The 23,057-nt window shown below is 32.9% G+C and carries 26 protein-coding genes; 6 read left to right on the forward strand and 20 right to left on the reverse strand.

Annotated features, from left to right (window positions below; all coding sequences use genetic code 11):
- Nucleotides 1-332: 332 nt before the first annotated feature.
- Nucleotides 333-1,655 (reverse strand): GntT/GntP/DsdX family permease, encoded by a 1,323-nt coding sequence (locus tag J5Y03_RS08720; protein ID WP_209404663.1) that lies wholly within the window; start codon nucleotides 1,653-1,655, stop codon nucleotides 333-335.
- Nucleotides 1,656-1,966: 311 nt separating this feature from the next.
- Between J5Y03_RS08720 and J5Y03_RS08725 the strand changes: the two genes are divergently transcribed.
- A complete protein-coding gene (locus J5Y03_RS08725) occupies nucleotides 1,967-2,953 on the forward strand; it encodes a zinc-dependent alcohol dehydrogenase family protein (RefSeq protein ID WP_209404665.1) in 987 nt (328 codons plus the stop codon).
- Between the two features lie 140 nt (nucleotides 2,954-3,093).
- Here J5Y03_RS08725 and J5Y03_RS19820 read toward each other — a convergent pair whose 3' ends face one another.
- The 7 genes from J5Y03_RS19820 to J5Y03_RS08755 form a co-directional block, all read right to left on the reverse strand.
- Nucleotides 3,094-3,267: a DUF2197 domain-containing protein gene (locus tag J5Y03_RS19820; RefSeq protein WP_245208829.1), complete on the reverse strand. Its 174-nt coding sequence runs from the start codon at nucleotides 3,265-3,267 to the stop codon at nucleotides 3,094-3,096.
- 156 nt (nucleotides 3,268-3,423) lie between these two features.
- On the reverse strand, nucleotides 3,424-4,287 hold the full coding sequence (locus tag J5Y03_RS08730; protein ID WP_209404667.1) for an AraC family transcriptional regulator: 864 nt from the start codon (nucleotides 4,285-4,287) through the stop codon (nucleotides 3,424-3,426).
- Nucleotides 4,288-4,369: 82 nt separating this feature from the next.
- Nucleotides 4,370-5,035: an HAD family hydrolase gene (locus J5Y03_RS08735; protein ID WP_209404669.1), complete on the reverse strand. Its 666-nt coding sequence runs from the start codon at nucleotides 5,033-5,035 to the stop codon at nucleotides 4,370-4,372.
- A gap of 429 nt (nucleotides 5,036-5,464) precedes the next feature.
- Complete coding sequence (locus J5Y03_RS08740; RefSeq protein WP_209404671.1) at nucleotides 5,465-5,977, reverse strand: DinB family protein; 513 nt, start codon at nucleotides 5,975-5,977, stop codon at nucleotides 5,465-5,467.
- A gap of 170 nt (nucleotides 5,978-6,147) precedes the next feature.
- Entirely contained in the window at nucleotides 6,148-6,483 is a 336-nt protein-coding gene (locus J5Y03_RS08745) for a putative quinol monooxygenase (RefSeq protein WP_209404673.1), read from the reverse strand.
- 67 nt (nucleotides 6,484-6,550) lie between these two features.
- Nucleotides 6,551-6,916 (reverse strand): DUF4181 domain-containing protein, encoded by a 366-nt coding sequence (locus J5Y03_RS08750; RefSeq protein ID WP_209404675.1) that lies wholly within the window; start codon nucleotides 6,914-6,916, stop codon nucleotides 6,551-6,553.
- Nucleotides 6,917-7,003: 87 nt separating this feature from the next.
- Nucleotides 7,004-7,369 (reverse strand): DUF4181 domain-containing protein, encoded by a 366-nt coding sequence (locus tag J5Y03_RS08755; protein ID WP_209404677.1) that lies wholly within the window; start codon nucleotides 7,367-7,369, stop codon nucleotides 7,004-7,006.
- A gap of 292 nt (nucleotides 7,370-7,661) precedes the next feature.
- On the opposite strand from J5Y03_RS08755, the gene J5Y03_RS08760 reads away from it, so the two are divergent.
- Entirely contained in the window at nucleotides 7,662-7,991 is a 330-nt protein-coding gene (locus tag J5Y03_RS08760; RefSeq protein WP_209404679.1) for a glycosyltransferase family protein, read from the forward strand.
- Between the two features lie 63 nt (nucleotides 7,992-8,054).
- Here J5Y03_RS08760 and J5Y03_RS08765 read toward each other — a convergent pair whose 3' ends face one another.
- The 5 genes from J5Y03_RS08765 to J5Y03_RS08785 form a co-directional block, all read right to left on the reverse strand.
- Entirely contained in the window at nucleotides 8,055-9,311 is a 1,257-nt protein-coding gene (locus tag J5Y03_RS08765) for a DUF445 domain-containing protein (RefSeq protein ID WP_209404681.1), read from the reverse strand.
- A 565-nt stretch (nucleotides 9,312-9,876) separates the two neighbouring features.
- A complete protein-coding gene (locus J5Y03_RS08770; RefSeq protein ID WP_209404683.1) occupies nucleotides 9,877-10,152 on the reverse strand; it encodes a GNAT family N-acetyltransferase in 276 nt (91 codons plus the stop codon).
- The gene (locus tag J5Y03_RS08775; protein WP_209404685.1) at nucleotides 10,149-10,382 is read right to left on the reverse strand and encodes a (4Fe-4S)-binding protein; all 234 of its coding nucleotides are present in this window, start codon (nucleotides 10,380-10,382) and stop codon (nucleotides 10,149-10,151) included. The genes J5Y03_RS08770 and J5Y03_RS08775 overlap by 4 nt, the downstream gene beginning before the upstream one ends.
- The gene (locus J5Y03_RS08780; RefSeq protein ID WP_209404687.1) at nucleotides 10,379-11,185 is read right to left on the reverse strand and encodes an alpha/beta fold hydrolase; all 807 of its coding nucleotides are present in this window, start codon (nucleotides 11,183-11,185) and stop codon (nucleotides 10,379-10,381) included. The genes J5Y03_RS08775 and J5Y03_RS08780 overlap by 4 nt, the downstream gene beginning before the upstream one ends.
- 178 nt (nucleotides 11,186-11,363) lie before the next feature.
- A complete protein-coding gene (locus J5Y03_RS08785) occupies nucleotides 11,364-11,924 on the reverse strand; it encodes an NADPH-dependent FMN reductase (RefSeq protein ID WP_209404689.1) in 561 nt (186 codons plus the stop codon).
- A gap of 77 nt (nucleotides 11,925-12,001) precedes the next feature.
- Between J5Y03_RS08785 and J5Y03_RS08790 the strand changes: the two genes are divergently transcribed.
- From J5Y03_RS08790 to J5Y03_RS08800, 3 genes are all read left to right on the forward strand, one after another.
- A complete protein-coding gene (locus J5Y03_RS08790; protein ID WP_209404691.1) occupies nucleotides 12,002-13,093 on the forward strand; it encodes a low temperature requirement protein A in 1,092 nt (363 codons plus the stop codon).
- A gap of 120 nt (nucleotides 13,094-13,213) precedes the next feature.
- Nucleotides 13,214-14,149 (forward strand): aminoglycoside phosphotransferase family protein, encoded by a 936-nt coding sequence (locus J5Y03_RS08795; RefSeq protein ID WP_209404693.1) that lies wholly within the window; start codon nucleotides 13,214-13,216, stop codon nucleotides 14,147-14,149.
- 103 nt (nucleotides 14,150-14,252) lie between these two features.
- Nucleotides 14,253-15,446, forward strand: a complete 1,194-nt coding sequence (locus tag J5Y03_RS08800; RefSeq protein ID WP_209404695.1) for an oxalate decarboxylase family bicupin — start codon at nucleotides 14,253-14,255, stop codon at nucleotides 15,444-15,446.
- A 46-nt stretch (nucleotides 15,447-15,492) separates the two neighbouring features.
- Here J5Y03_RS08800 and J5Y03_RS08805 read toward each other — a convergent pair whose 3' ends face one another.
- The 5 genes from J5Y03_RS08805 to J5Y03_RS08820 all read right to left on the reverse strand — a co-directional run bounded on the left by J5Y03_RS08805 (nucleotide 15,493) and on the right by J5Y03_RS08820 (nucleotide 20,243).
- Nucleotides 15,493-16,365, reverse strand: a complete 873-nt coding sequence (locus tag J5Y03_RS08805) for an aminoglycoside 6-adenylyltransferase (RefSeq protein ID WP_209404697.1) — start codon at nucleotides 16,363-16,365, stop codon at nucleotides 15,493-15,495.
- A 196-nt stretch (nucleotides 16,366-16,561) separates the two neighbouring features.
- Complete coding sequence (locus J5Y03_RS20000) at nucleotides 16,562-16,690, reverse strand: hypothetical protein (RefSeq protein WP_280849826.1); 129 nt, start codon at nucleotides 16,688-16,690, stop codon at nucleotides 16,562-16,564.
- Nucleotides 16,691-16,732: 42 nt separating this feature from the next.
- Complete coding sequence (locus tag J5Y03_RS08810) at nucleotides 16,733-18,127, reverse strand: PepSY-associated TM helix domain-containing protein (protein WP_209404699.1); 1,395 nt, start codon at nucleotides 18,125-18,127, stop codon at nucleotides 16,733-16,735.
- Between the two features lie 328 nt (nucleotides 18,128-18,455).
- Nucleotides 18,456-18,881 (reverse strand): hypothetical protein, encoded by a 426-nt coding sequence (locus J5Y03_RS08815; RefSeq protein WP_209404701.1) that lies wholly within the window; start codon nucleotides 18,879-18,881, stop codon nucleotides 18,456-18,458.
- A gap of 168 nt (nucleotides 18,882-19,049) precedes the next feature.
- On the reverse strand, nucleotides 19,050-20,243 hold the full coding sequence (locus J5Y03_RS08820; RefSeq protein WP_209405279.1) for a nucleoside transporter C-terminal domain-containing protein: 1,194 nt from the start codon (nucleotides 20,241-20,243) through the stop codon (nucleotides 19,050-19,052).
- Nucleotides 20,244-20,545: 302 nt separating this feature from the next.
- Between J5Y03_RS08820 and J5Y03_RS08825 the strand changes: the two genes are divergently transcribed.
- Nucleotides 20,546-20,725, forward strand: coding sequence for an H-type small acid-soluble spore protein (locus tag J5Y03_RS08825; RefSeq protein ID WP_209404703.1), 180 nt, complete (start codon nucleotides 20,546-20,548; stop codon nucleotides 20,723-20,725).
- Between the two features lie 51 nt (nucleotides 20,726-20,776).
- Here J5Y03_RS08825 and J5Y03_RS08830 read toward each other — a convergent pair whose 3' ends face one another.
- A complete protein-coding gene (locus J5Y03_RS08830) occupies nucleotides 20,777-20,947 on the reverse strand; it encodes a serine protease (protein WP_209404705.1) in 171 nt (56 codons plus the stop codon).
- Nucleotides 20,948-21,176: 229 nt separating this feature from the next.
- The gene (thiC, locus tag J5Y03_RS08835) at nucleotides 21,177-22,952 is read right to left on the reverse strand and encodes a phosphomethylpyrimidine synthase ThiC (RefSeq protein ID WP_209404707.1); all 1,776 of its coding nucleotides are present in this window, start codon (nucleotides 22,950-22,952) and stop codon (nucleotides 21,177-21,179) included.
- Nucleotides 22,953-23,057: the final 105 nt, after the last annotated feature.

Here is a 23,057-nt window from a genome sequence, read left to right on the forward strand (position 1 = left end):
CGTGAGCTGAGCCTCCTCGGCAAGCCTGCGGGGTCTCAGCCTTCCCGCTATTCCCACAGGAGTCTCGCACCTTCCGCCCGAATCAACTTCTGTCTTTCAAGTTACAATTCTCAAAAACAACAATCTTTTTAGAAAAGAGCCAAATAATAGAATTAAATATCCAGAGAATAATCCCTTATAAATAACAAAGATATTCATCCCCGAAATAGTAATGTTCGATTTAAAGTTGATTCAAAAGGTTCTTTTCATGACATCAATGTATTACCTCCAGAAGAATAAAATCTATATTCAAAAATAAAATCGCTCCCATTTATTTGGAAGCGATTTTATTTTTAAACAAACATATTTAACACTAATGTCATTCCGAAAGCTACTAATGAAAGGATCGTTTCTAATACAGTCCAGGTCTTAAATGTTTCCTTAACACTAAGTCCTAAATATTCTTTTACCATCCAGAACCCTGCATCATTTACATGAGAACAAATTAATGAGCCTGCCCCTGTAGCAATAACAAGCAATTCTACATTTACCCCTGTCATGTGTTGAATAATAGGTGAAACGATTCCTGCTGCTGTCGTTAAAGCTACAGTAGCTGATCCAGTTGCGATACGGATTAAACCAGCAATCATAAACGCTAAAACAAGTGGTGATAATGACAAATGTTGTGACATTTGCGCAATTGTGTTACCTACTCCACTATCAATTAATAATTGTTTGAATCCTCCGCCTGCACCAATGATTAATATAATAGAACCAACTGGTAGAAGGCATTCTTCTGTATATTGTTTAATTCCTTTTTTATCAACTCCTTGTCGAATACCAAGGAAGTAAAATGCAACAAAACAAGAAATTAGAAGAGCAATAAGTGGGCTTCCAATAAAGATAAAGAATTTTGTTAAACTATCTGCTAATTTTAAATATGGTGCTAATGCGGAAAATAACATTAAAATTACTGGTAATAAGATAATGAAAAATGAGATACCTGTGCTAGGAAGTTTTTTTCCTTCCATATTATTAATTTTGATTAATTCAGGTTCACCTTCAGGAATAACTCTTTTATGAACCCATTTCGCAAATAGTGGCCCTGCAATGATTGCAGAAGGAATTGCAACGATTAATGAATAGATAAGCACTTTCCCAAGGTCTGCATTATAAATTCCAATCGCAGCAATTGCACCTGGATGTGGTGGAACTAAACCATGTACGATTGATAATCCAGCAATAGCTGGTAATCCAATTAATAAAATATTTTGTTTCGATGTTTTATGAATAGAGATTACTAATGGTAGTACGATTAAAATACCTACTTCAAAAAATACAGGTAGACCAATAATAAAGCCCGCAAGTAACATTGCCCATGGTAGCTTTTTAACTCCGAAAGAACGTACAAAGAAATCGGCAATTTTTAATCCAGCGCCTGACTCAGCCATCATCTTCCCTAAAATTGTTCCTAGCGCTAAAATACCTACTAAATGCCCTAAAACATTTCCGACACCCGTTTCATATCCACTAACAATCTTATCCATAGATAAGCCTGAAAAGATCGCAAGAAATATACTCGCAACAGTTAAACTTATAAATGCATGCCATTTAAACCAAGAAACTCCTAAAATGACAATTATAATTGCAATTAATGTAATTAATAAATGATACATAACGTTATTTCACCTTCCCCTTTTCTGTAACCCCTTACAAACATTTCTAAACGATATTTCACTTAGAATGGAATTAAGCTTATCTTTTGTAATTTGCAACTTACATATTACTTAAATAAGGTTACATTTTGTAAGCACTTTCATCTTATAAACTGATTATATGAAAAAAAATTTCTTTTATCAATATTATTTTTGAAAAAAAATTTTTTCTATCCTTTTTTTATTTGAATTAGGTTAAGTAGATTAATAGAAGTATTTCATAAGATAATTGATATAATAGATGATATTCTACTAGAGATGAGGTACCTATTTTGAAAACTAATTGCATTAGATGTTATGAATTTGGTGACCCAAAAGAAGTATTGAAAGTTGAACAAAAAGAAAGACAAGCTCCTATAAATGATGAAGTACTTGTTAGAATGCTACTCCGTCCAATTAATCCCTCTGATCTTATTCCTATTACAGGAGCATACTCTCATCGAATTTCCTTGCCTACTATTCCTGGTTATGAAGGTGTTGGTATTGTTGAGGATGTGGGACCAAACGCATCAAAAGAATTGATTGGAAAGCGTGTCCTAGCATTACGTGGAGAAGGTACTTGGCAAGACTTTGTTACAACATCGTCGGATTTCGTAGTACAGGTACCTCATTCAATCGATGATTACACAGCTGCTCAATTATATATCAATCCTTTGACAGCATGGCTTCTATGTACAGAAGTATTAAAGTTACAACCTGAGGATTCATTACTTGTTAATGCTTGTAGTTCTGCTATCGGCCGTATTCTTGTACAATTATCAAAAATAATTGGATTTAGACTAATTGCAGTAACGAGGAATGATGCTCATAAAGAAGATTTACTCAAATTAGGAGCTTCCAATGTCATTAACTCATCAGAAACACCGTTATATCAGAAAGTAATGTCTTTAACAAATGGACAAGGAGTTAATTATGCGATTGACTCAATAGGAGGTCCAAGCGGTACTGAATTAGCTTATTGTATTCAGCCTCAGGGCACACTCGTAACGATTGGTCTTCTATCAGGAATCCCGATAGATTGGCGGAAGATCTCAAACGAAACGAATATACAGATTAAATTATTTCATCTAAGACATTGGAACAAACAAGTATCTGCTCAAACTTGGCAAGAGACATTTAAAAACTTATTTTCACTAATTGTGGATAGAAAGTTAACACTTATGGAACCACAAGCTACATTTGAACTGACTGAAGTTAATAAAGCAATCAGTTTTGCTGAATCTCAATTAAAAAATAAGGGGAAAGTTTTTTTAAAGTAAGTTTTTAACTTACTTCATTTACAACCTCTGAATTCCTATATCACTATTTTTCAAATTATCATGACATAATTCGTAAAAAATTTTAAAAATAAGGGTGATACATATTAGTCATATCTAATATGTATCACCCTATAAGTGATTCATCCTCTATATCTAAAAAAGTTTTTAATAGCATCAAGACGTATTTTATGATTACAATCTTCACAACAAAATACCGTATTCTTATTTTCCTTGAACTGTTTATATTGAGTAGTTCCTTCAATAACTTTATACTTTTTTCTACAACTATAGCAAATTACCTCATATGAAAACATTTTTATCCCCCTCACATGATTGCATTACTTTGAAGTAGACCTATCGAAAATTATGTACTCATATATAAATTTTAGTACATTCGTACAAAAAAACACAAGAAAACCCACCTAGATGTGAACCATCCAAATGGGAAAATAACTATCAAATATTTTAGTTTATTTAATAGGAATCCAAATTTCAGAATATAAATCTGGACTAAATGGATCTTCATCTGAATAGACCTCTAATTCAGGACCGTGAGCATGTTCATACTTACTTGATGGAAACCATTCTGTGAAAATTTGTTTCCACGCTTTTTGCATAGCATCAGGCATAGCTCCATGAACTTCAAAAACAGCCCACTTTGCTGCAGGAATTTCAAGACTTAGTAATTCTTTAGGCGTATCACCTTCAACCTCTGTTGCTACCCAGTAATCCATCATTTGTCCAGAATGAGTACCTCGTTTATCAACACATACGCCAAGTACACCTTTAATTTGACCATTGTTTACCTTAAATAATACATCGGATGTTCCATTCGCATTCACTTCATCCCATAATTTCGGAATACCTATTTGATTTTCTCCGTTAACTAATGAAAACTCACGCTTAATCCCTACTACTTTAAAACTTTCTCTTTCAACAATTTTGTATTTCATTGGTTCTACCCCTTTCAGATTGACCTGAATCATCAGGCGATTATAAGATTTTAGCTTTCCAATATTTTTTCGTGCCTCACTAGGTGTCACCCCATGCTGCTTACGAAATGCTTTTGAAAATGCTTCGGGAGTTTCGTAGCCATATTTATAGGCAAGATCAATAATTTTGTGATCAGTAGTAGATAACTCTTCGGCCGCAAGAGTTAGACGTCTGTTTCGTAGATATTCAGCAATAGATAAGTCAGTTAAGATTGTAAATGTACGTTGGAAGTGAAATACTGAGGCATTTGCTTGTTTGGCTATACTTTCAATCGTAATATCTTCTAGTAAATTCTCTTCCATATAATCTATTGCCTTTTGTAAAGATTCAACCCATCCCATATCGCTCACTCCTTACTTACATACTAATATTGACCATGAAATAAATCCTGTCATTTTGTGCTTTGTATTGACCGATTTTCATTTACTTAACTTGACTCGCAATGAAAATGCTAACCAATTCCTCTAGATTATTAACAATATAAGTAGGATTTGAACGATTTAACTCATCCAATGAACCGTATCCATAAGTTACTCCAATCGAGTCAATTCCAGTATTTTCCGCACCAATGATATCATGTTTACGATCTCCAATCATAATAAACTCATCTTTCATATGATCCTTATACTCATCTAGTATGTATTGGATAATTTCTGTTTTAGATGATCTCGTTCCATCAAGATTACTTCCAACAACCAAATCGAAATACTGATCAATCTTAAAATAGTTTAGTATTTTTTCAGAGAATATAGTAGGCTTTGAAGTTGCAACTACTAACGTAAAATGATTTTCTTTTAATAAATTTAATAGAGATGGTATACCCTCATATAATACATTCTCATACATTCCTTTTTCCTTGAATCTTTCTCTATAAAACTCTATCGCTTTTGTAGATTGTTTTTCATCAAAAGCATAGTATTCAGCAAACGAATCCTGTAAAGGTGGACCGATAAAACAGTCAAGTTTATCAAGATCAGGCTCAACAATCCCCATTTTCTGTAGGGCATATTGAACAGATTTTGTAATACCGATTTTTGGATCGGAAAGTGTGCCATCTAAATCAAATAAAATAATTTTGTATTTTTCCATATTAAACACCTTCTTGTATATAAGTTATAAACTATTTATAAAGGCTGTTTTCGTATACATTGTGCTATTTTAGAATGCGTTAGTTGATTACAACTCCGGGATGCTCCCTTTCCTTGGGGCGTGAGCTGAGCCTCCTCGGCAAGCCTGTGGGGTCTCAGCCTTCCCGCTATTCCCACAGGAGTCTCGCACCTTCCGCCCGAATCAACTTCTGTCTTTAAATTTAATAATCTCAAAAACAACCTTTATTAATTACTAATTTAAACAATCGACTAATTATAATGAAATTCGTCATAAACTGGTTTTTCCCTCTTAAGGATGTGATTCTATTACTTACAAGTGATTATTTAAACTAAAAAAGGACCTTCGATTTTAGAAGATCCTTACATAGTATTATTAATCCATCACACCATAAAAATGCTACCTTGAATCTTAGTTACTTGTAGCAATCCTCAATTTTATATCTTTAATTTGCTCTATATGTCGCTGCTCATGTATAGATACTAAATCTATCCATTGATCTATAGGTAATTCTCCGAAAAATGGATGTTTCGCTGATTTTTCACTTAAGACAGAAGAATCTTCTACATTACTTAGAACAGTCATTAAACTATTTCTGGAATTGCTTAACAACTCAATAATTTTCTGAACTTCAAATGGCTCTACATCTGGTTTTACCATATCAGGAGCATTAAGTTTTACCGTTTTATCCGATACTACATAAATATTTTTCCGTTCTGTCTCATGACCATCAATTTTTTTCAGACCATATTCAATAGCTTGTGTAAACTTGGATTCTACTAAATATAGGTGATGACAAATTTGCGCAATACTCCATTCATTACTATTCGGTTTTTTATTAAATTCATCATAACTTAGTAAATTAATCTCGTTTAATAGATGGTTCCTTGTTTCAATTAGCTTATCATTTGCTAATGTATTCATAATCTATCTCCCATCAAATAATTTTTTTTACTAAGGTTCTCTTTTTGTTTATATTCACCAATTTTATGAATATTCCTTTATGGTCATACGGAGACATAGAAAACGAGATACCATTTCTAGAAATAGTATCTCGCTTATTCATATCTATTCATCTTTAGTTACTAGGCGCTTTATTTTTTCAGTTCATTTGATCCAACTAATGAAACACCTTTTCCACCTTTTGGAATCAACTTATTAATCATTTCCATCCCTGCAATAATTGGCTTAGCTCGTTGAATTAATGTTTTAGTTGATTCTAAGGTCAGAGATTCTTGATGAGCACTTTGACTACTCCATACCTCATAAACAAACACACTATCAGGGTCATTGTCGGACACATTGATCGTATAGATCTCACAATCATCCAAGTTTTCCATAGACTTGGCCGCTTCTAGCAATATTTCAACTAATGTATCACGTTTACCTTCTAGTGCAGTAAATTTTCCATACAACCCAAACTTACTCATCATTCTTCCTCCTTTAATTTTCTTATGTACATTATTTATATTACCAAACTTATCCATGTCTACCAATTTAAAATTTTGCTACATTAACCCCTACAACTTCTAACATAAAAATGATAAAAAAGGTACCTGAAGTTAACCAATTAAAAATATATTCCTTTTCATCTCTGTTATATTTCCACTCTTCAATGCCTCTTAATGACCAAATAAATGCAAACAATATCCATACTAGAAAATATGGTATTGATAAAAAATGGAAAAATAGATCACTTAAAACTACTAATAAAAATAGGATGACTGCCCATTTTTCAATGATTGGGTATATTTTATTATGACGTTCATCTTTCCCAATAAACCCTTTATTTTTTACATTTAATATTTTTCTTAATAGTAAATCACATACCAAATAAGCAGCCGCAACGCAGAGTAATATCATTAAGAATGCCCCTCCCTCTTCCTCTTTTTATGTAATTCATTTATATTTCTAAACTTTAAACATCCTAAAATCATAAAACCCTTTACTTCAACCGAAATATTTAAATATCAAAATAAAACAGACAGTCCCCGAACATAACCAACTTAAAACATACCCCTTTCCAGGTCTGCTATATATCCAATAGTCGATTCCTCTTAATAACCAAACTAATGCAGCAAATATGTAAGGTAAAAGATATGCATCTGCTAGAGAGTGGAAATAAAAATCACATAAAACTACTAAAAAAAATATGTAAAATGCAAATTCCTTCATTCTCTCAAAATTTTTATTATAAGATTCATATTTCCCCCAAAAATTCTTATATTTTATTTTAAAAATTTTTCTTAATATTGCTTCCATCAATATCATTGCCAACATAATACATATTACTTTCAAGATTTGTCTTCCTTCCACAACTAAAATTTCCTTGTTCACACAATTGGATTTCAACCCATTCTAATCAATATTTGATTAAAATCTATAGTTACTTGTTTCTATTATTTTCAAATAAATCCCTTTCTTTTTGTATCAAAATAGGCATTAAATAGATTTTATTTTAATAGAAATATAGGGAAGACTATTAATTCAAATCAAACTGGAGAAAGTTACATAGAAATTCCAAGAAGGTTATGAGATGCAAAGTTTTGGACAAGTTTAGAATTTTCACCGAATAGATTTTATCTATATTCAAGGAGGATAAATCAAAATGCAAAATTCTGTAATGATTCAAGAGAAAACTTCTTCCAAAAAACCTAAAAAAGTCTTTCAATCTTTTTTCAAACGTTTTAGAAAAGATAACGTTAGCGAACAGAGCTCACTTGCGGAGTCTTTAAATGAAGAGTTGAAACAATTAAAAGAACAGCTTGATTTCAAAGAAATAAATTTTAAACATGCTGAACCAGAATATGTTGATGTAGCCATTATGGAGTTAGAAGCCACTCGAATTAAGTATAGTATCACAGTAAGAAAATTAAAGAAGCTTTTTCCAGAAAGTAACTCCACTCCTAGCTTTAGTAAATGCACAGTTGATAAATAAAATAACCAATATCAACCTTAAAAAGGATCTTCAAATTTTTTTGAAGATCCTTTTTAATTCTTCTTATATTAGAACTTTAAAAATCGTTAAGATGAGGCCAATTATAAATCCGCAAATTGCCCCATTTACACGAATCCATTGCAAATCTTTACCTACATTATTTTCCATCATATTGATCAGTGTTTCATTATCTAGCTTTTCAAGATTTTCTTTTACAAGCTCGCCAATTTTAGAGTGATTTTGTTCTATTAAATAAACAATTTGATTTTGAACCCAATTTTCAATGTTTTCCATTTTAACAGGATCACTATTCAAATGATCTAGGAAGTTTTTAATAAAAGATATCACGTGTTGTTCAATAAAAGCTTCATCCTCAATCAGTAATAATAATTTATTCTGAAGTTGCTTCAGCATGTCAGTAATTTGAACACTTGGATTCCAATCGTTTATAAAAGAATTCTTCCATTGATTTAGTTCAGCTATCAATTCTTCACGATCTTGAATTGATTCTAACTCTTTACGAATTCTAGTAAGGAGTAGTTCCCTAAATTCATTATCACTTCTTTGCATCATGCTAATTCGACTAAGGAAGAATGATTGTAGGATTGATCCGATTTTTTCTTCATTTAACAAGTTAACAAATGAATTAATAGCAAACTTCATAAAACCATCTGCTTCAATGTTATCAAGCAATTGTTTTGCTATTGTCCCCATCTTTAATTTTGCTTCCTCTGTTACCATCCATTTCCCAGTCTCATTCAGCAGATAGTCTAAGGCTCTCTCATCAACTTTTTTTGAAATGGTTTGATGAATAACTGGTTGTAAAATCGCAGTAACATCTACTTTGTTTAATTTTGCTTTTAGCTCTTTCTCAATAATAGGAGCTACTTTTTCGATATCAACATTATTAATTATTTGCTTAAGAATAGATGCTATCCCTTTTTTAAAAGTAGATGAATGTAGTTCTTTATAAGCAAAATTCATCAGCATATCTGAAAAGTTAATTTGTTTGATTTTCCCTCGAATACTTTCTTTCGTTAGCCAATCATTTTCAAGCATTGAAATAAGGCCTCTAATCATTCGATCACGGTTCTTAGGAAGTAAAGCTGTATGTGGAATTGGAATCCCTAATGGATGTCTAAATAGAGCTGTAACTGCAAACCAATCTGCCAATCCCCCTACTAATCCTGCCTCAAATCCACCTTGAAGTAATCGACCAATAAATGAGTCTTGGAAAGGTAAACTTGCTAAAAATCCCACTGTCATAACGCCTAGTGAAATCTTTGCCAGATATTTTGATTTTCTTTCTTTTTTTGACATGTTTCTACCTCGCAAATGGATATATATTTTATATGTTTACTCTACCTATTTATTATTAGCATAGAAATCATACAAAGAAAAATGTTTTGAGAAAATACTCGAGGAGAATCATGAGGGATTAACTTATTTAGTGAAATTTGGAATATGAAAATGGACTAAGAATGAATGACAGAATGAGATAAGATAAGTTGATTGGAACGTAGGGATGCTCGCTTGGAGTGGGGCGGAAATCAACTTTTTTATCATCAGTTTGCTTTAATAAAATCTTTTTAAAAACAAAAATCTTTTAGTAAAGAGCCTTATAAAAAACAAAAGCCTAATTTCTCAGTATTATAAAGAAGTTAGGCTTATATATATCGGTTGAGCTACTAACCTAGAAGATATTATTTAATATTAGGGAATTGTTCTTAGAACCATGTGCTTGCTTGATTGATTTCACTACCTGATAATTGATGACCATTATTTTCCCAATGAACATGGACATCAGCATTAGCTTCTTGTAATAGATGGCCCAATTCTTGTTGAGATAATCTTTCACTGATGGAAGTTTCACAGTTTCACTTAATCATTTTGCTAAAATGTCATGATAATCTCTATTACGTTCAATTTGACTCTTCGCAAAAGTACATAAAGGGATAATGATTTTTCCTTCTTCACGAGCAAACTCTACTATTCTCTTGACTAATGCTTCTCCGACTTTTTGCCCTCTAAGACTTTCTGAAACAAATGTATGATCTACAATAATTTTATCCTCACCAGTCGGAACATAATGAATTTCTGCATCCTTTTTATTTTGTTCTCCTACATAAAAAGAGTTTGTATCTTTTTTAATATCAATCATTCTATTTCCTCCTTATCTTTTCTTATATATTCCAATGCACCACTTGGGCATTGATCGATCACTTCTGCAATTTTGTCAGCCTCTTCTCCATCTGTGTTAACCCAAGGCTTCTTATTTGTATCAAAAACGGTTGGTAATCCTCTCACACATCTTGCTGAATGAGCGCATTTTTCAGTATGGAAAATGACATCTATCTGTTTCCCTACATAACGTTTGTAATCATTATTCATAGAATTTCACTCCTATTTAAAAAAGCTTTTAATTCAGAAATCAGCTGTTCATGTGATTCAAACATACTCATATGACCCGCGTTTTTTAGTAAAGAATGTTTAATGTTTTCTTTCGTAACAGAAAACGTTTTTTCATAAGGAATAACCTGATCATGATCTCCAGCAAGTAAAAGAACAGGCAGTGTAGTGTTCTCAAGAATGTTATTTCGATCTGGACGATCTTTCATTGCTTTTAATGAACCAATGGCACCTTCATGAGAAGTTAAATAACCAATTTTTTTTGTTACATCAACGTCATCAGCATGTTTATTCAAATTGTCTGGAGAAAACAGATTAGGTACCAATCCGTCTATTAGAGTATGAATTCCCTGATGTTTCACTTTATCTATATTAGCCTCTCTGCCCTTTTTAGCTTCTTCTGAATCTGGAAAAGCAGTTGAGTGGATAAGTGAGAAACTATTCAATTGGTTACCGTATCTTTCCGCAAACGCAAGAGTGATATAACCTCCTAAGGAGTGTCCAAACATGTTCACATCCTTTATTTTCAACTCATCTAATAGCTCTTTAATAATGGCCGCCATACCTTCAATTGAATATCGCTCATTCATAGAGGTTGAATTTCCATGCCCCGGAAGATCCGGTGCTATAACTCGATATTCTTTTGACAATTCGGGAATTACTTTTTCCCAATATTGATGACTTCCACAAAAACCGTGAAGCAAAACAATTGGCTTTCCAACTCCTTCATCTCTATACGCCATAGTTAACTTTTGCAATGTAATGTTCCTTATCTTCAAGATCATTTCAGCTCCAATCTTTTTATCCAATGATTACAGGGCCATCAAAATTAAATCTATTAAATTTAATTTTATTATTATCATCAAGAGAAATTTCAAGATTAAACTCTTTAAAATGCCACGAGTATTTCAAAAGGAAAAAACATCATCAAAGTGATTATTGATGATATTTAGTATGCTTTGGTTAATCTAAATTAGGTATATGATCAATCCAATGAATAAATTGTTGTAGGTAACGCTGAAGATATCGTTTTGTTTTTTCATCAGTAAGTACCTTCTGATCGAAGTCAATCTTTTCATGCACTTGCGAAATTAGTACTTTTTGAAACGGAAGAACATGCACTTGCATGGCCTCTAGTATTTGTCTTGTTTGCAATTGAGAAAAAGCAGTACCTAAACCTCCTGGAGTAGCTCCGATTAGGCCAACTGGTTTTCTATTAAGAGCAGAATCCTTTGACGGTCTTGATGCCCAGTCCAAGGCATTTTTTAACACTCCTGGAATTCCAGCATTGTACTCTGGGCTTACGATAATAATACCGTCAACGTCTTGAATTTCTGACTTAAACGAACTGACCGTTACCGGATCACCGCCTAGTTCTAAATCTTCATTAAATAAAGGAAGATCTTTTATCTCAATCCAACGAAATTTAATGAAATCATCCATATCTATCAATGCTTGAGCTATGATTCGATTATAAGAATTTTTTCTTAAACTACCGCAAATAAGGCCAATCGTTTTTGTCATACAAATTCCCTCCTCCTTGTTTGAAATACATTTTCATCATACTATAATCTAAATAGTGATGGAAAGGAGTTCCAAAAATGGAAGATAAAAAGGTTACGTGGATAGAACTTTTTTATGACTTGCTATTTGTTGCTGCAGTTTCAACAACAACTAACGTTTTACTTCATGTTCAAAAAGGATCGATACCTCAAGAATATTTTATAAAGTTTGTTCTAATGCTTATCCCAATATGGTGGGCATGGACTGGACAAACCATGTTTATCAACCGTTTTGGAAAAGATTTTTTGCATCAACGTATCTTTATCATTCTTCAAATGTTATTTGTACTAGTTATGACATCTAGCTTATCGATTGATTTTGATCAATACTATCTATCTTTTCTTATTGGATACATTGGAATAAGAGCACTAACAGCCATTCAATATCTTGTGGTTCAGAACAACGAAGATGGAGATAGAAAAAAGGTTGCTATCTTTTTAGGAACTTGCTTTTGGATTGGAATCGGTATCTCACTTTTCTCTATCTCTTTTAACTCTTGGATTCGATACGCTGTATTGTATATAGGAATTATTGTTGATATGATTGTACCTATTTTAGGTCGTAAATATTTGGCTAAATTTCCTGCAAATACTTCCCATTTAATCGAACGATTTGCATCCTTAACATTAATCCTTTTCGGAGAATCTGTCGTTAGCACACTTTTTGTGCTTCATCCACAAAAAGGTGATTGGAATTCAATTTTATTTTCAATCACTTCATTTATCCTTATTATATCGATGTGGTGGCAGTATTTTGATAATGTAGATAAGAAGGTAAATAAGTCAGTTCAGAGAGTGGGACAATCTGTTATATACGGTCATTTATTTATTCTACTGTCTTTAAGTATGATCGCAGCCTCTATTAAATTAATATTTTTACATCAGATTCACTATTTATTTATCTTAATTTTTGTATTCAGTTCTGTATTCGTTTACTTCATATCAACTACTATAATTTTTCATCAATACAGGTATGAACAACATCGTTTGAAAATTTATCACTTAGGATTATTTTTAGGAATTTTAGGAGCCTTTTTTATATCAAATTTAGTAATAGTAGTTCCCAATATTATTATAATGTTGGAATTAACTTTGTTTTTTATCATCTATGCAAAATTGACAACGGCATAATGAAAACTAATAAAATTTAGAGGCTCCTTCCTGTCCTCAAATAAATTGAAGAAGGAAATGTTGGCCATTATATTGAAACATAGTAGATACAAAAAATATTTGAATAATGGAGATCAAATAATGGTTAAAAAAAATGTTCAATCTGACATTTTGAAAAAATATAAAATAGAAGAATCAGCTTTTCTTGGCAAGGGAATGGAAGCCGAAGTATATCTTTACGAGAATGATAAAGTATTAAAAATATATAATCCGAAAGCTACGTTAACAAAGCTACAGCTTTTAAAACAATTTTATGAATCAATCAAACCACATGGAATTAGCTTTAAGTTACCTCATATAGAGCAAATTATTGAGGAAAGTGGCAGAATCATAACCATTGAAAAACGAATTGAAGGAAAAAATATTCAAAAAGCCTTATCTCAATATGATGATGAAAGATTAAATGCTTTTTTGAAAAACTATCTATCTGTCATTCTACAAATTCAGTCAATCCAATTTGATCCTAAATTTGAAGGATATAAGTTATTGAATGATTATGATTTACCTCCTTCTCAGCAGAAGGATTGGAATTACTTTCTAAAACAATATCTAATTAATAAACAAGATGAAGTGAAAGACTATCTTTCAAAGGATGTTTTAAATTACCAAAATAAGTTTGATCGGTTAATTCGAATCTTATCTTCCGAGTACACGGGGGACAATTTCCTTATCCATGGTGACTTTTATCCTGGTAATTTACTTGTTAGCGAGGATGGAAAGATAAATGGAGTAATCGACTTCGGACTGATGACAATGTACGGGGATTACTTATTTGATGTTGCATTAAGTTGGGTATTATTTGATATGTATGACAAGCTAGGGGATAACGTGTTAAATAGATATCTAGATTTAATAATAACAGCATTAGGTGAAGAGACTAGAAGTACACTTTATCTATACGTTCTATTTTATAGTATTTATTCAGCAAATTTTTTCTCTGAAACATGCAGTGATGGTCATTATAATTGGAGCGTAAGACAATTAAATAATGAAACTTTTTGGAAAGGACTTGAGTAAGCCCTTTTTCTAATCCTTCTATTCCGTTTTATAGAAATTGATATTTTTTTGATTTCCCCATCATAAGTTTATAAAGGAATTTCCTGCGAAAGGAGTAGAACTTATGATGAATGATTCTAGAAATCCACCTTCGTTCGAAAATGTTCCACAACCGATTCGTGAGGACGGTGCTGGTGCTACAGATTATGGTCCTCGTGATGCCATGAGAGATCTTGAAAATCCTGATATGTTTATTCCACCAATAACAGATGCTGGTACAATTCCAAATTTAAAGTTCTCATTTTCGGACACTCATATGCAGCTTTATCATGGAGGGTGGTCACGGGAAGTAACAGCAAGAGAGCTGCCAATCTCAAAAACGATTGCCGGTGTGAATATGCGGTTAACTCCAGGTGGTGTACGTGAGTTACATTGGCATAAGCAATCAGAATGGGCATACGTGTTATATGGGCGTGCACGACTCACCTCTGTCGATCAGAATGGGCGTAACTTTATTGCCGATGTTGGTGAAGGGGATTTGTGGTTCTTTCCATCTGGAATTCCCCACTCAATTCAAGGGTTGGAGGAAGGGTGCGAATTTATACTGGTCTTCGATGATGGGGACTTCTCCGATCTTAGTACCTTTTCAATTACCGATTGGTTTGCGCATACTCCAAAGGACATTTTAGCAAGTAATTTCGGTGTACCTGAAAGTGCCTTTTCCCATATTCCAAACAATCAGAGATATATGTTCCAAGCAAATGTCCCTGGATCTTTAGAAAGTCAAAAAGTATCAGACCCTTATGGTACTGTGCCAAAGAGTTTCACATATAAACTTCTTGCACAAAAGCCGATTGTAACTCCCGGAGGAACAGTTCGAATAGTTGATTCTACCAACTTTCCGATTTCAACTACAATTGCTGCTGCACTGGTAGAAATTAAGCCCGGTGGAATGAGAGAAATGCATTGGCATCCAAATAACGATGAATGGCAATATTATCTTACGGGAACTGGACGCATGACCGTATTCGCTGCAAGTGGCTCGGCTCGAACTTTTAATTACAGAGCAGGTGATGTAGGATATGTGCCATTTGCGATGGGACACTATATACAAAATACAGGTAATGAAAGCCTATGGTTTTTAGAAATGTTTAAAAGTAATCGATTTACTGACGTATCATTGAACCAATGGATGGCGCTGACCCCAAAAGAGCTTGTACAGGATCACTTACATGTTGGACCAGAGCTGATGCATGCATTAAGAAAAGAGAAATGGCCAGTTGTCAAATATGATCGTAACTTAAAAACCCCTGAATAGTTAGATTACTAATTCAGGGGTTTTAAAAAAAGATATACCATCTTAATTAACATATTTCAGTTGCATTCTTTGGGAGGTTTCTTACTTGTTTCAGATAGTTAGTTACATTTTTATCTTCGTCATATCGATAGTTAAAATCAAAGTGATTAGCTACTTTGATTGCATTTTTTCGAAACAGGTCACACATTTTGAAAAGTGAATTCCATAAGTTCTCATAATTTGAATCAGAATATGTTGCCAAAAATTCATTCCACTCATCTTTTTCAAGAAAATCTTTAAAGTATTTACCGAGCTTACCTGCACTTTTTGCAAAGTTTGTATCAATTCCGATCGACCATTCAATCATTCGAATCAAAACATTGCGATTAATTTGTTCATACATAAACATGGCATAAGGTAGTTCCTCTCGCCAAATGCCTTTACTAATATTCATACAAATCCACCAAAACTCATTACAAGTATCTAGAAATTCCTTTTCAGATGGTCTTTTTATATGGTAATCACAATCATTTGAAGGAGGAAGTGTTCCAATTAAATTATCTTTATCCAAAAGCAATCTACTTAGACTATCTGGTTTCAGTAAATCAACCATTTTCTCTAATGGAATCAAGTTAAGATCGATTCGATTTCCATCAGTAAACTGCATAAGGTAAATAAAATGTCCAGATTGATCAGCAGGAGGTAGCATTTTATCCTCAGGCATCTGCATCATAATCCGCTCACCAAAAATATCTACCCAACTATGATCAGAAGTAAAAGAATCAATATCCTTTACAATATAGACAATATCATAATCTTGAAAAATATCTTTTTTTACATTTGGATTTGTACGAGAACCATTCATAATAACAGCACGAATTCTATCGTCCTGAATGGCTTTATTTATGATCAAGTCCATCATTTCTTGTTCATTACGCATTTTTTATTGCCTCCATCATCTTATTCCTATTTTAATCCTTCTTTTCGATATGTCGTTTTAAAATACCTTCTTAACGAAATAAAAAACGATACCTCTAATTGAAGTATCGAAATCTATAAAAATCTTTTTAATAACAACAACCTTCTAGAAATAAGCAAAAAAATAGAACTCACAAAAGTGAGTCCCCTATTATTAATTAATGATGCGGATTTTTCGGATCACAGCAAGGTAATTTATTTCCACTCTTATGATGGGTTTGATAATACACGATTCCACCTAATAGAATAGCTCCAATAATAATCATTCCTGTTAGTTTATTTTTCATATTTTGACTCCGTTTCATTTAATCAATGAATGAAATAATCATTTAGCCAATCCATTGTTTAATTGGTTGGATTCGTTTTATTACTAACCAATCCAATATTAAAGCAGCTAATAAAGATATTCCAACTAAAGGAAATACAATGCCAAGTATAATAATTAAAATTGCTACACTTTTTAATAATTTAAAGTCCTTTGGTAAAGATGGAGCACCTAATTTACCTTTTGGTTTACGCATCCACCACATATATACACCTGTCAAACAAACACCAATTAACACTAAACAAATAAGGCAGTCCAATAATTGGTTTGCGAGACCAAAGTAATGACCTTCATGAAGTGCAACTCCAATTTCAATAGCTTTTGCTAAAGAACCGTAATCTGCAAATCGTAGATCAGCTAACACTTTACCGCTGTATTGATCAATATGTAAAGTCGCTTCCTTTTTTGGTTCATCGGGGAATACAGCAACTGTATAAACGCCTTCTTTTCCTTGAGGAAATGTTATTTTATATCCCTTTTCAACATTCTTCTTGTCTACAATATTAATAATATTCTCTACAGGTAGTGGACTTGCAGATGTTTGTTTTGACTTAGGGACAGGTAAATTCTCTGCTGCCCAAGGTACTTTTGCAATATTCTTAGTTGGTACAACTGATTTAGGTACATTACCATCCCAAAGACCTGTTGGATAGCCAGTATGCGTTGCAGTTGCAAATCGATTAATGTAATCTCCAGATAATCCGGACCAAGGAATTCCTGTTAAAATAAAGAGTGCAATAAAAATGGAGAACCAAAAAGCTGGAACAGAATGTAAATCACGAAGAAAAATACGTTTCCCTTTATTTAACCTTGGGACGATTGTCCCCATAATTTTATCTTTAGTTCGTGGGAACCATAAATATAATCCCGTTAATAATAGAATAATAGCCCAACATGCTGACATTTCAACAATACGATCGCCAAGTTTTCCAACCATTAATTTCCCATGAAAATCCCTGATTTTGTTAAATATCTTATCGTCTTCTGATAATCCGCCAAGAATTTGACCATTATATGGATTCATAAAAATTGTCTCTTTTACACCATTGTTCAATATTCCAATTTCTGACGAACGATTCTTCTCAAAAGAAGGCTTATAGTCTCCAATAGTAGCTTTGGAATATTTTTCTTTTACAATTTCTATTTGTTTTTCTACTGCTAGTTTCTCTTGCCCCGAGTGAACAAAATAATAATCTTTATATATCATATTTTCTATTTGAGGCTTGAATAAATAGATGATTCCAGAAATCGATAACATAATGATAAATGGAGCAAAAATAATCCCAGCGTAAAAGTGCCAACGCCAAACTGCCCGATAAAGTGATGTAGCTTTTGTATTATTTCCTTTTAAATCATCTTCTAAGACGCTCTGATGTAATTCTTGAGCTTGAATAGACACAATAAAATCACCTCTCACAAACTTACGTATTTCGATACCATTCGAATGAACTGAAAAATTAACACGTCTTCGAGTATATCGAGCATTTGTGAATGATTTGTGAAAAAATTGTGTGTATTCTTAAAAATATCTATGAATTATTAATGAAATTTTCTTCTCTTATAGAAAATTGGTACAATCACCGCACATAACACTTTGTTTTGATGTGTGCGGTGTATTTATTTAATACAAAATTAAAAAGATAGTAGGGATGTACATCCTTACTATCTTTTCTATGTGAGTATAAATAAATCTTACTTAAAGACTGGGCTACATAAAATAATATTAATCACTTAAGCCCTTTACCAAGTTTTGCTAAGTCTTCTTTAGCTGAAGCTAAATCATTTGTTCGACTGCAAATTACGGAAACTAATTCTTTCTTTCCATACATATCGGATTTGTTAGCATAGACAAGGTAATCATGATTTTTTTGAAAAGGATAACCACAATCTCCTCCACCTAAACCTGTTGTAATTTTAATTTTTGTTACTTTTGATCCCTTCCAAGTTTGATTGACTTTAAATAAAATGACCTTTGAACCTTTCTCATTCTTAATACTAAGAACCTTCCCACTGAATACCTGATCAGAACGTGTTAATTCTTCCTTCACACCTTGTGGTTTTACACAAGAACACGCAAAAGTAGTTGAAGGTTTAAACACAAATAATCCTAAAGCGAAACTGACTAACAGAATAAAAATAGAAATTTTTTTCATGTAACTTATTCACTCCCCTTTTTATTAATTATAGGTTAGACGAATTGAACCTTCTTAAAGTTTCATTATCTGGAACTTTATTAGAAAAATCCAAAAAAAAATATCTTAAACAAAAGAGCTTATTAAAAAAAGCTAGCAATACTCCAATTTGAAGTACTGCTAGCATAATTACCAAACAAACAACCCAACAAGCATAGCACTTAATAACGAAACAGCAATTCCACTTACTAATAATCTCCATACATTCCTACCAATGATCGCAGATTTATCTCCACCTAAAATGGAACTAAATGTACCATAAATCATACCGACTGTACTAAAGTTAGCAAATGAAGTTAAAAATGTAGTAGCAACAGCAACTGTATGTGGTGCTAGTCCATTGAGCCGTCCTTTTAAATCCATCATCGCAACGAATTCATTAGTTGCCAATTTAATTCCCATTAATTGAGCAACATATGCTGCATCATGACCAGTTAGCCCAAGTAAATAAGCAAAAGGGCTAAAAATAACTGAGAATATTTTTTGAATCGTAAGTCCCTTCACAAAAAACTCTAAAATTCCATTTAGACAGGCAGTTAACGCCACATATCCTATTACCATTGCCACTATTACAATAACCATGTTGATTCCAACGATCATACTATTTGAAATCGTAGAAAAGAAATCTCTCTTTTCCTCTTTAGAAGGAATATAGACGATATCAGCTTCTTTACTAACAAATATAGGATTTAACATGCTTGCTAATAATAGTGCATTTAAACAATTTAATGGAATAGCAGCAAACACGTATTTAGCAGGGACCATTGTTAAATATGCTCCTATGATTGAACCACTAATACTGCTCATCCCCATAATACCAAACGTTAAAAGACGATTTTCTTTCAAAACTGCTAACTGTTGACGGATAACCGCTAAAGCTTCGGTATTTCCTAGAAACATCATCTGAATCGAAAAAAAGCTCTCCAATTTTGGCAATCCTGATATTTTTGAAATAACCCAACCAACTTTATCAATGATCCAAGTTAAAATCCCAAAATACGTTAAAATATCAAAGAATGTAATAATGAAAATTATAGGCATTAGAGCTGCAAAGAAAAAGTCTACATGTGGAATGGACATTGCAGAAGGGAATGCAAATGAAATTCCTTGATATGCACTTGAGACTAAAAAAGAAAAGAAGGACGCAATTAAATTAATTGTCCATGCCCCAAACTTAGTTCCTAACATAAACCAAGTAATAATCACTTCAACAATTGCTAAAACAATGATAGATCTCCACTTAACATTTCTTTTATTTGGTGAACATAAAAATACTAGACCAATCACAACAAAAATTCCTATTAAATTTAAGAAAAAAAACATGAGGTCAACTCCTGAATATGTATTATCTTCTAAAAAAGAACTCTCATTTTCCACAACTTCCCCCCTTAGAAAGAAAGGTTGAAAAATAAGAGATTGTGTAGTCTATCATGATGTATTTTTTTCTGTTAAAAATCAAAAGAAATATGATTACATAAACATAATGTATCTAGTATTCATCTTTATTATTCATACTTACTTATAATCCGGCATTTTAAATTCTGTAAATCTAATTTTTAAAAATGAATAGTTTTTAATTAAATCGTACATACTTTTATCGTCACAATTTAAAGGAGGACTTTTAAATGGAGAAACAACGTGCAAAAGAAATTGCTGCATCACCCGAAATGGCAAATGTAACACATAATGGAACACATATTTATATTCAACATGTAGACGATGAAAAAGACACAGCTAGAATTTGCGATCTTCATAATCGCGAGAATGAAAGAGAAGTTTCAGTAGATAGTTTATTAGAGCATTAATATCAAAAAAAAATAAACCTCCTTTAAAAAGGAAGGTTTATTTTTTTGCTTCTACCAATTTAGGCTTTCTATCATATGACATTTTGTACATTCCTGAACATAATGATTACTTTTAAATGTATGTTCACAATTTTTTTGGATTGCAGTCAACTCAAGTTTTAACTGATCAAGCTGAGTTTCTAACTGTTTAATTTCTTCTTTTATTTGGAGTACCCGATCCATTCGAATTCTCCTTTCCTTCCATTATGTTATCTATTCTGGAAATCTAACTTTCACAACTTCACTATAGTAACATTTAATACATCCTCTTATATTAGAAGTGGAGGTTTCATAAAAAACATGCTGACAGTTACCTTGTATCTGTTTCACATTCTCTCCTAATCTCTCCATTTCCAATAACAATTTAGAGATCGTTTGCCTATATTCTAAATCTGTTTGAAAGTGAATTAAATTATTTATATAATTCTGAGCCATTTGTGATAAATTCCGTTGCCTTTTCCTTCAACCCTTGATCAATTACATCTTCTACACCAAGACCCTTATCCCTCGCTAAATCACGAATATCCTGTGAAATTCTCATACTACAGAATTTTGGACCGCACATTGAACAGAAATGTGCTGTTTTAGCTCCTTCAGCTGGAAGTGTTTCATCATGGTATTCAATTGCTCGTTCAGGATCAAGTGATAGGTTGAATTGATCTCTCCAACGGAATTCAAATCTAGCTTTTGAAAGTGCGTCATCTCGCTTTTGAGCACCAGGATGTCCTTTTGCTAAGTCAGCAGCATGGGCCGCAATTTTATACGTAATAACCCCTACTCTAACATCTTCTTTGTTTGGTAAACCTAAATGTTCTTTAGGCGTTACATAGCAAAGCATTGCTGTACCAAACCACCCGATCATAGCAGCACCTATCGCAGATGTAATATGATCATAACCAGGTGCGATATCTGTCGTTAGCGGTCCAAGTGTATAAAATGGTGCTTCGTGACAAATTTCCAATTGTTTATCCATATTTTCTTTGATTAAGTGCATTGGAACGTGTCCAGGTCCTTCGATCATTACTTGCACATCATGTTTCCAAGCAATCTTTGTTAATTCACCTAATGTCTCTAATTCTCCAAATTGTGCTTCATCATTTGCATCTGCAATTGAACCAGGACGAAGACCATCACCTAAAGAAAATGAAACATCATAAGCTTTCATAATCTCACAAATTTCTTCGAAGTGAGTATAAAGGAAATTTTCTTTATGATGGGCAAGGCACCACTGTGCCATAATTGAACCACCACGAGAAACAATTCCAGTCACACGTTTTGCAGTTAATGGAATGTAACGTAAAAGTACACCAGCATGGATTGTAAAGTAATCGACACCTTGTTCTGCCTGCTCAATTAATGTATCTCGGAACACTTCCCACGTTAAGTCTTCTGCGATTCCATTTACTTTCTCTAATGCTTGATAAATCGGTACAGTTCCTACTGGTACTGGAGAATTTCGAACAATCCACTCGCGTGTAGTATGGATATTTTTCCCAGTAGAAAGGTCCATCATTGTATCTGCTCCCCAGCGTGTAGCCCAGGTCATTTTTTCTACTTCTTCTTCAATTGATGAAGTTACAGCTGAGTTCCCGATATTCGCATTAATTTTCACATGGAAATTACGTCCAATAATCATTGGCTCTGCTTCTGGATGATTAATATTGGCAGGAATTACTGCACGCCCTCTTGCTACTTCATCTCGGACTAATTCAGGTGAAACATTTTCTCTTATTGCAATAAACTCCATTTCAGGAGTAATAATGCCTTTTCTTGCATAATGCATTTGAGTAACATTTTCTCCTTGTTTTGCACGTAATGGTTTACGTGTTAAGCCAGGAAAAACTTCAACATTATCACGTGGATCATTGTTTTTATAACCATTATCTTCAGGCTTTATTTCTCTACCTTCATACTCTTCAACATCTTCACGCTCCGTAACCCAATTGCGTCGCACGGCACTTAATCCTTTTCGAATATCTACTGAACAATTTTCATCTGTATATACACCGCTCGTGTCATAAACACGTACTGGTGCATTTTCCTCTTCACCAAAAGATCCTGTTGAAGGACTTAACCCGATCTCACGCATTGGAACTAAAATATCAGGTCTTGACCCCTCAACATAAACCTTTTTACTTCCAGAAAAACTCGACATAATTGAAAAATTTAAATCAGATTTGTTATTCATGATTGTCTTCTCCCCTTAAGTAGATTGATTAGAAGGACAGAATCTAATTCAATGTGAGCATGAAAAAAACCGGATCTTTTTAAAAAGACCCGGTTACGGTTAGTA

The organism is Gottfriedia endophytica (genome assembly GCF_017814275.1).
In the GTDB taxonomy this organism is placed as follows: Bacteria; Bacillota; Bacilli; order Bacillales; family Bacillaceae_G; genus Gottfriedia; species Gottfriedia endophytica.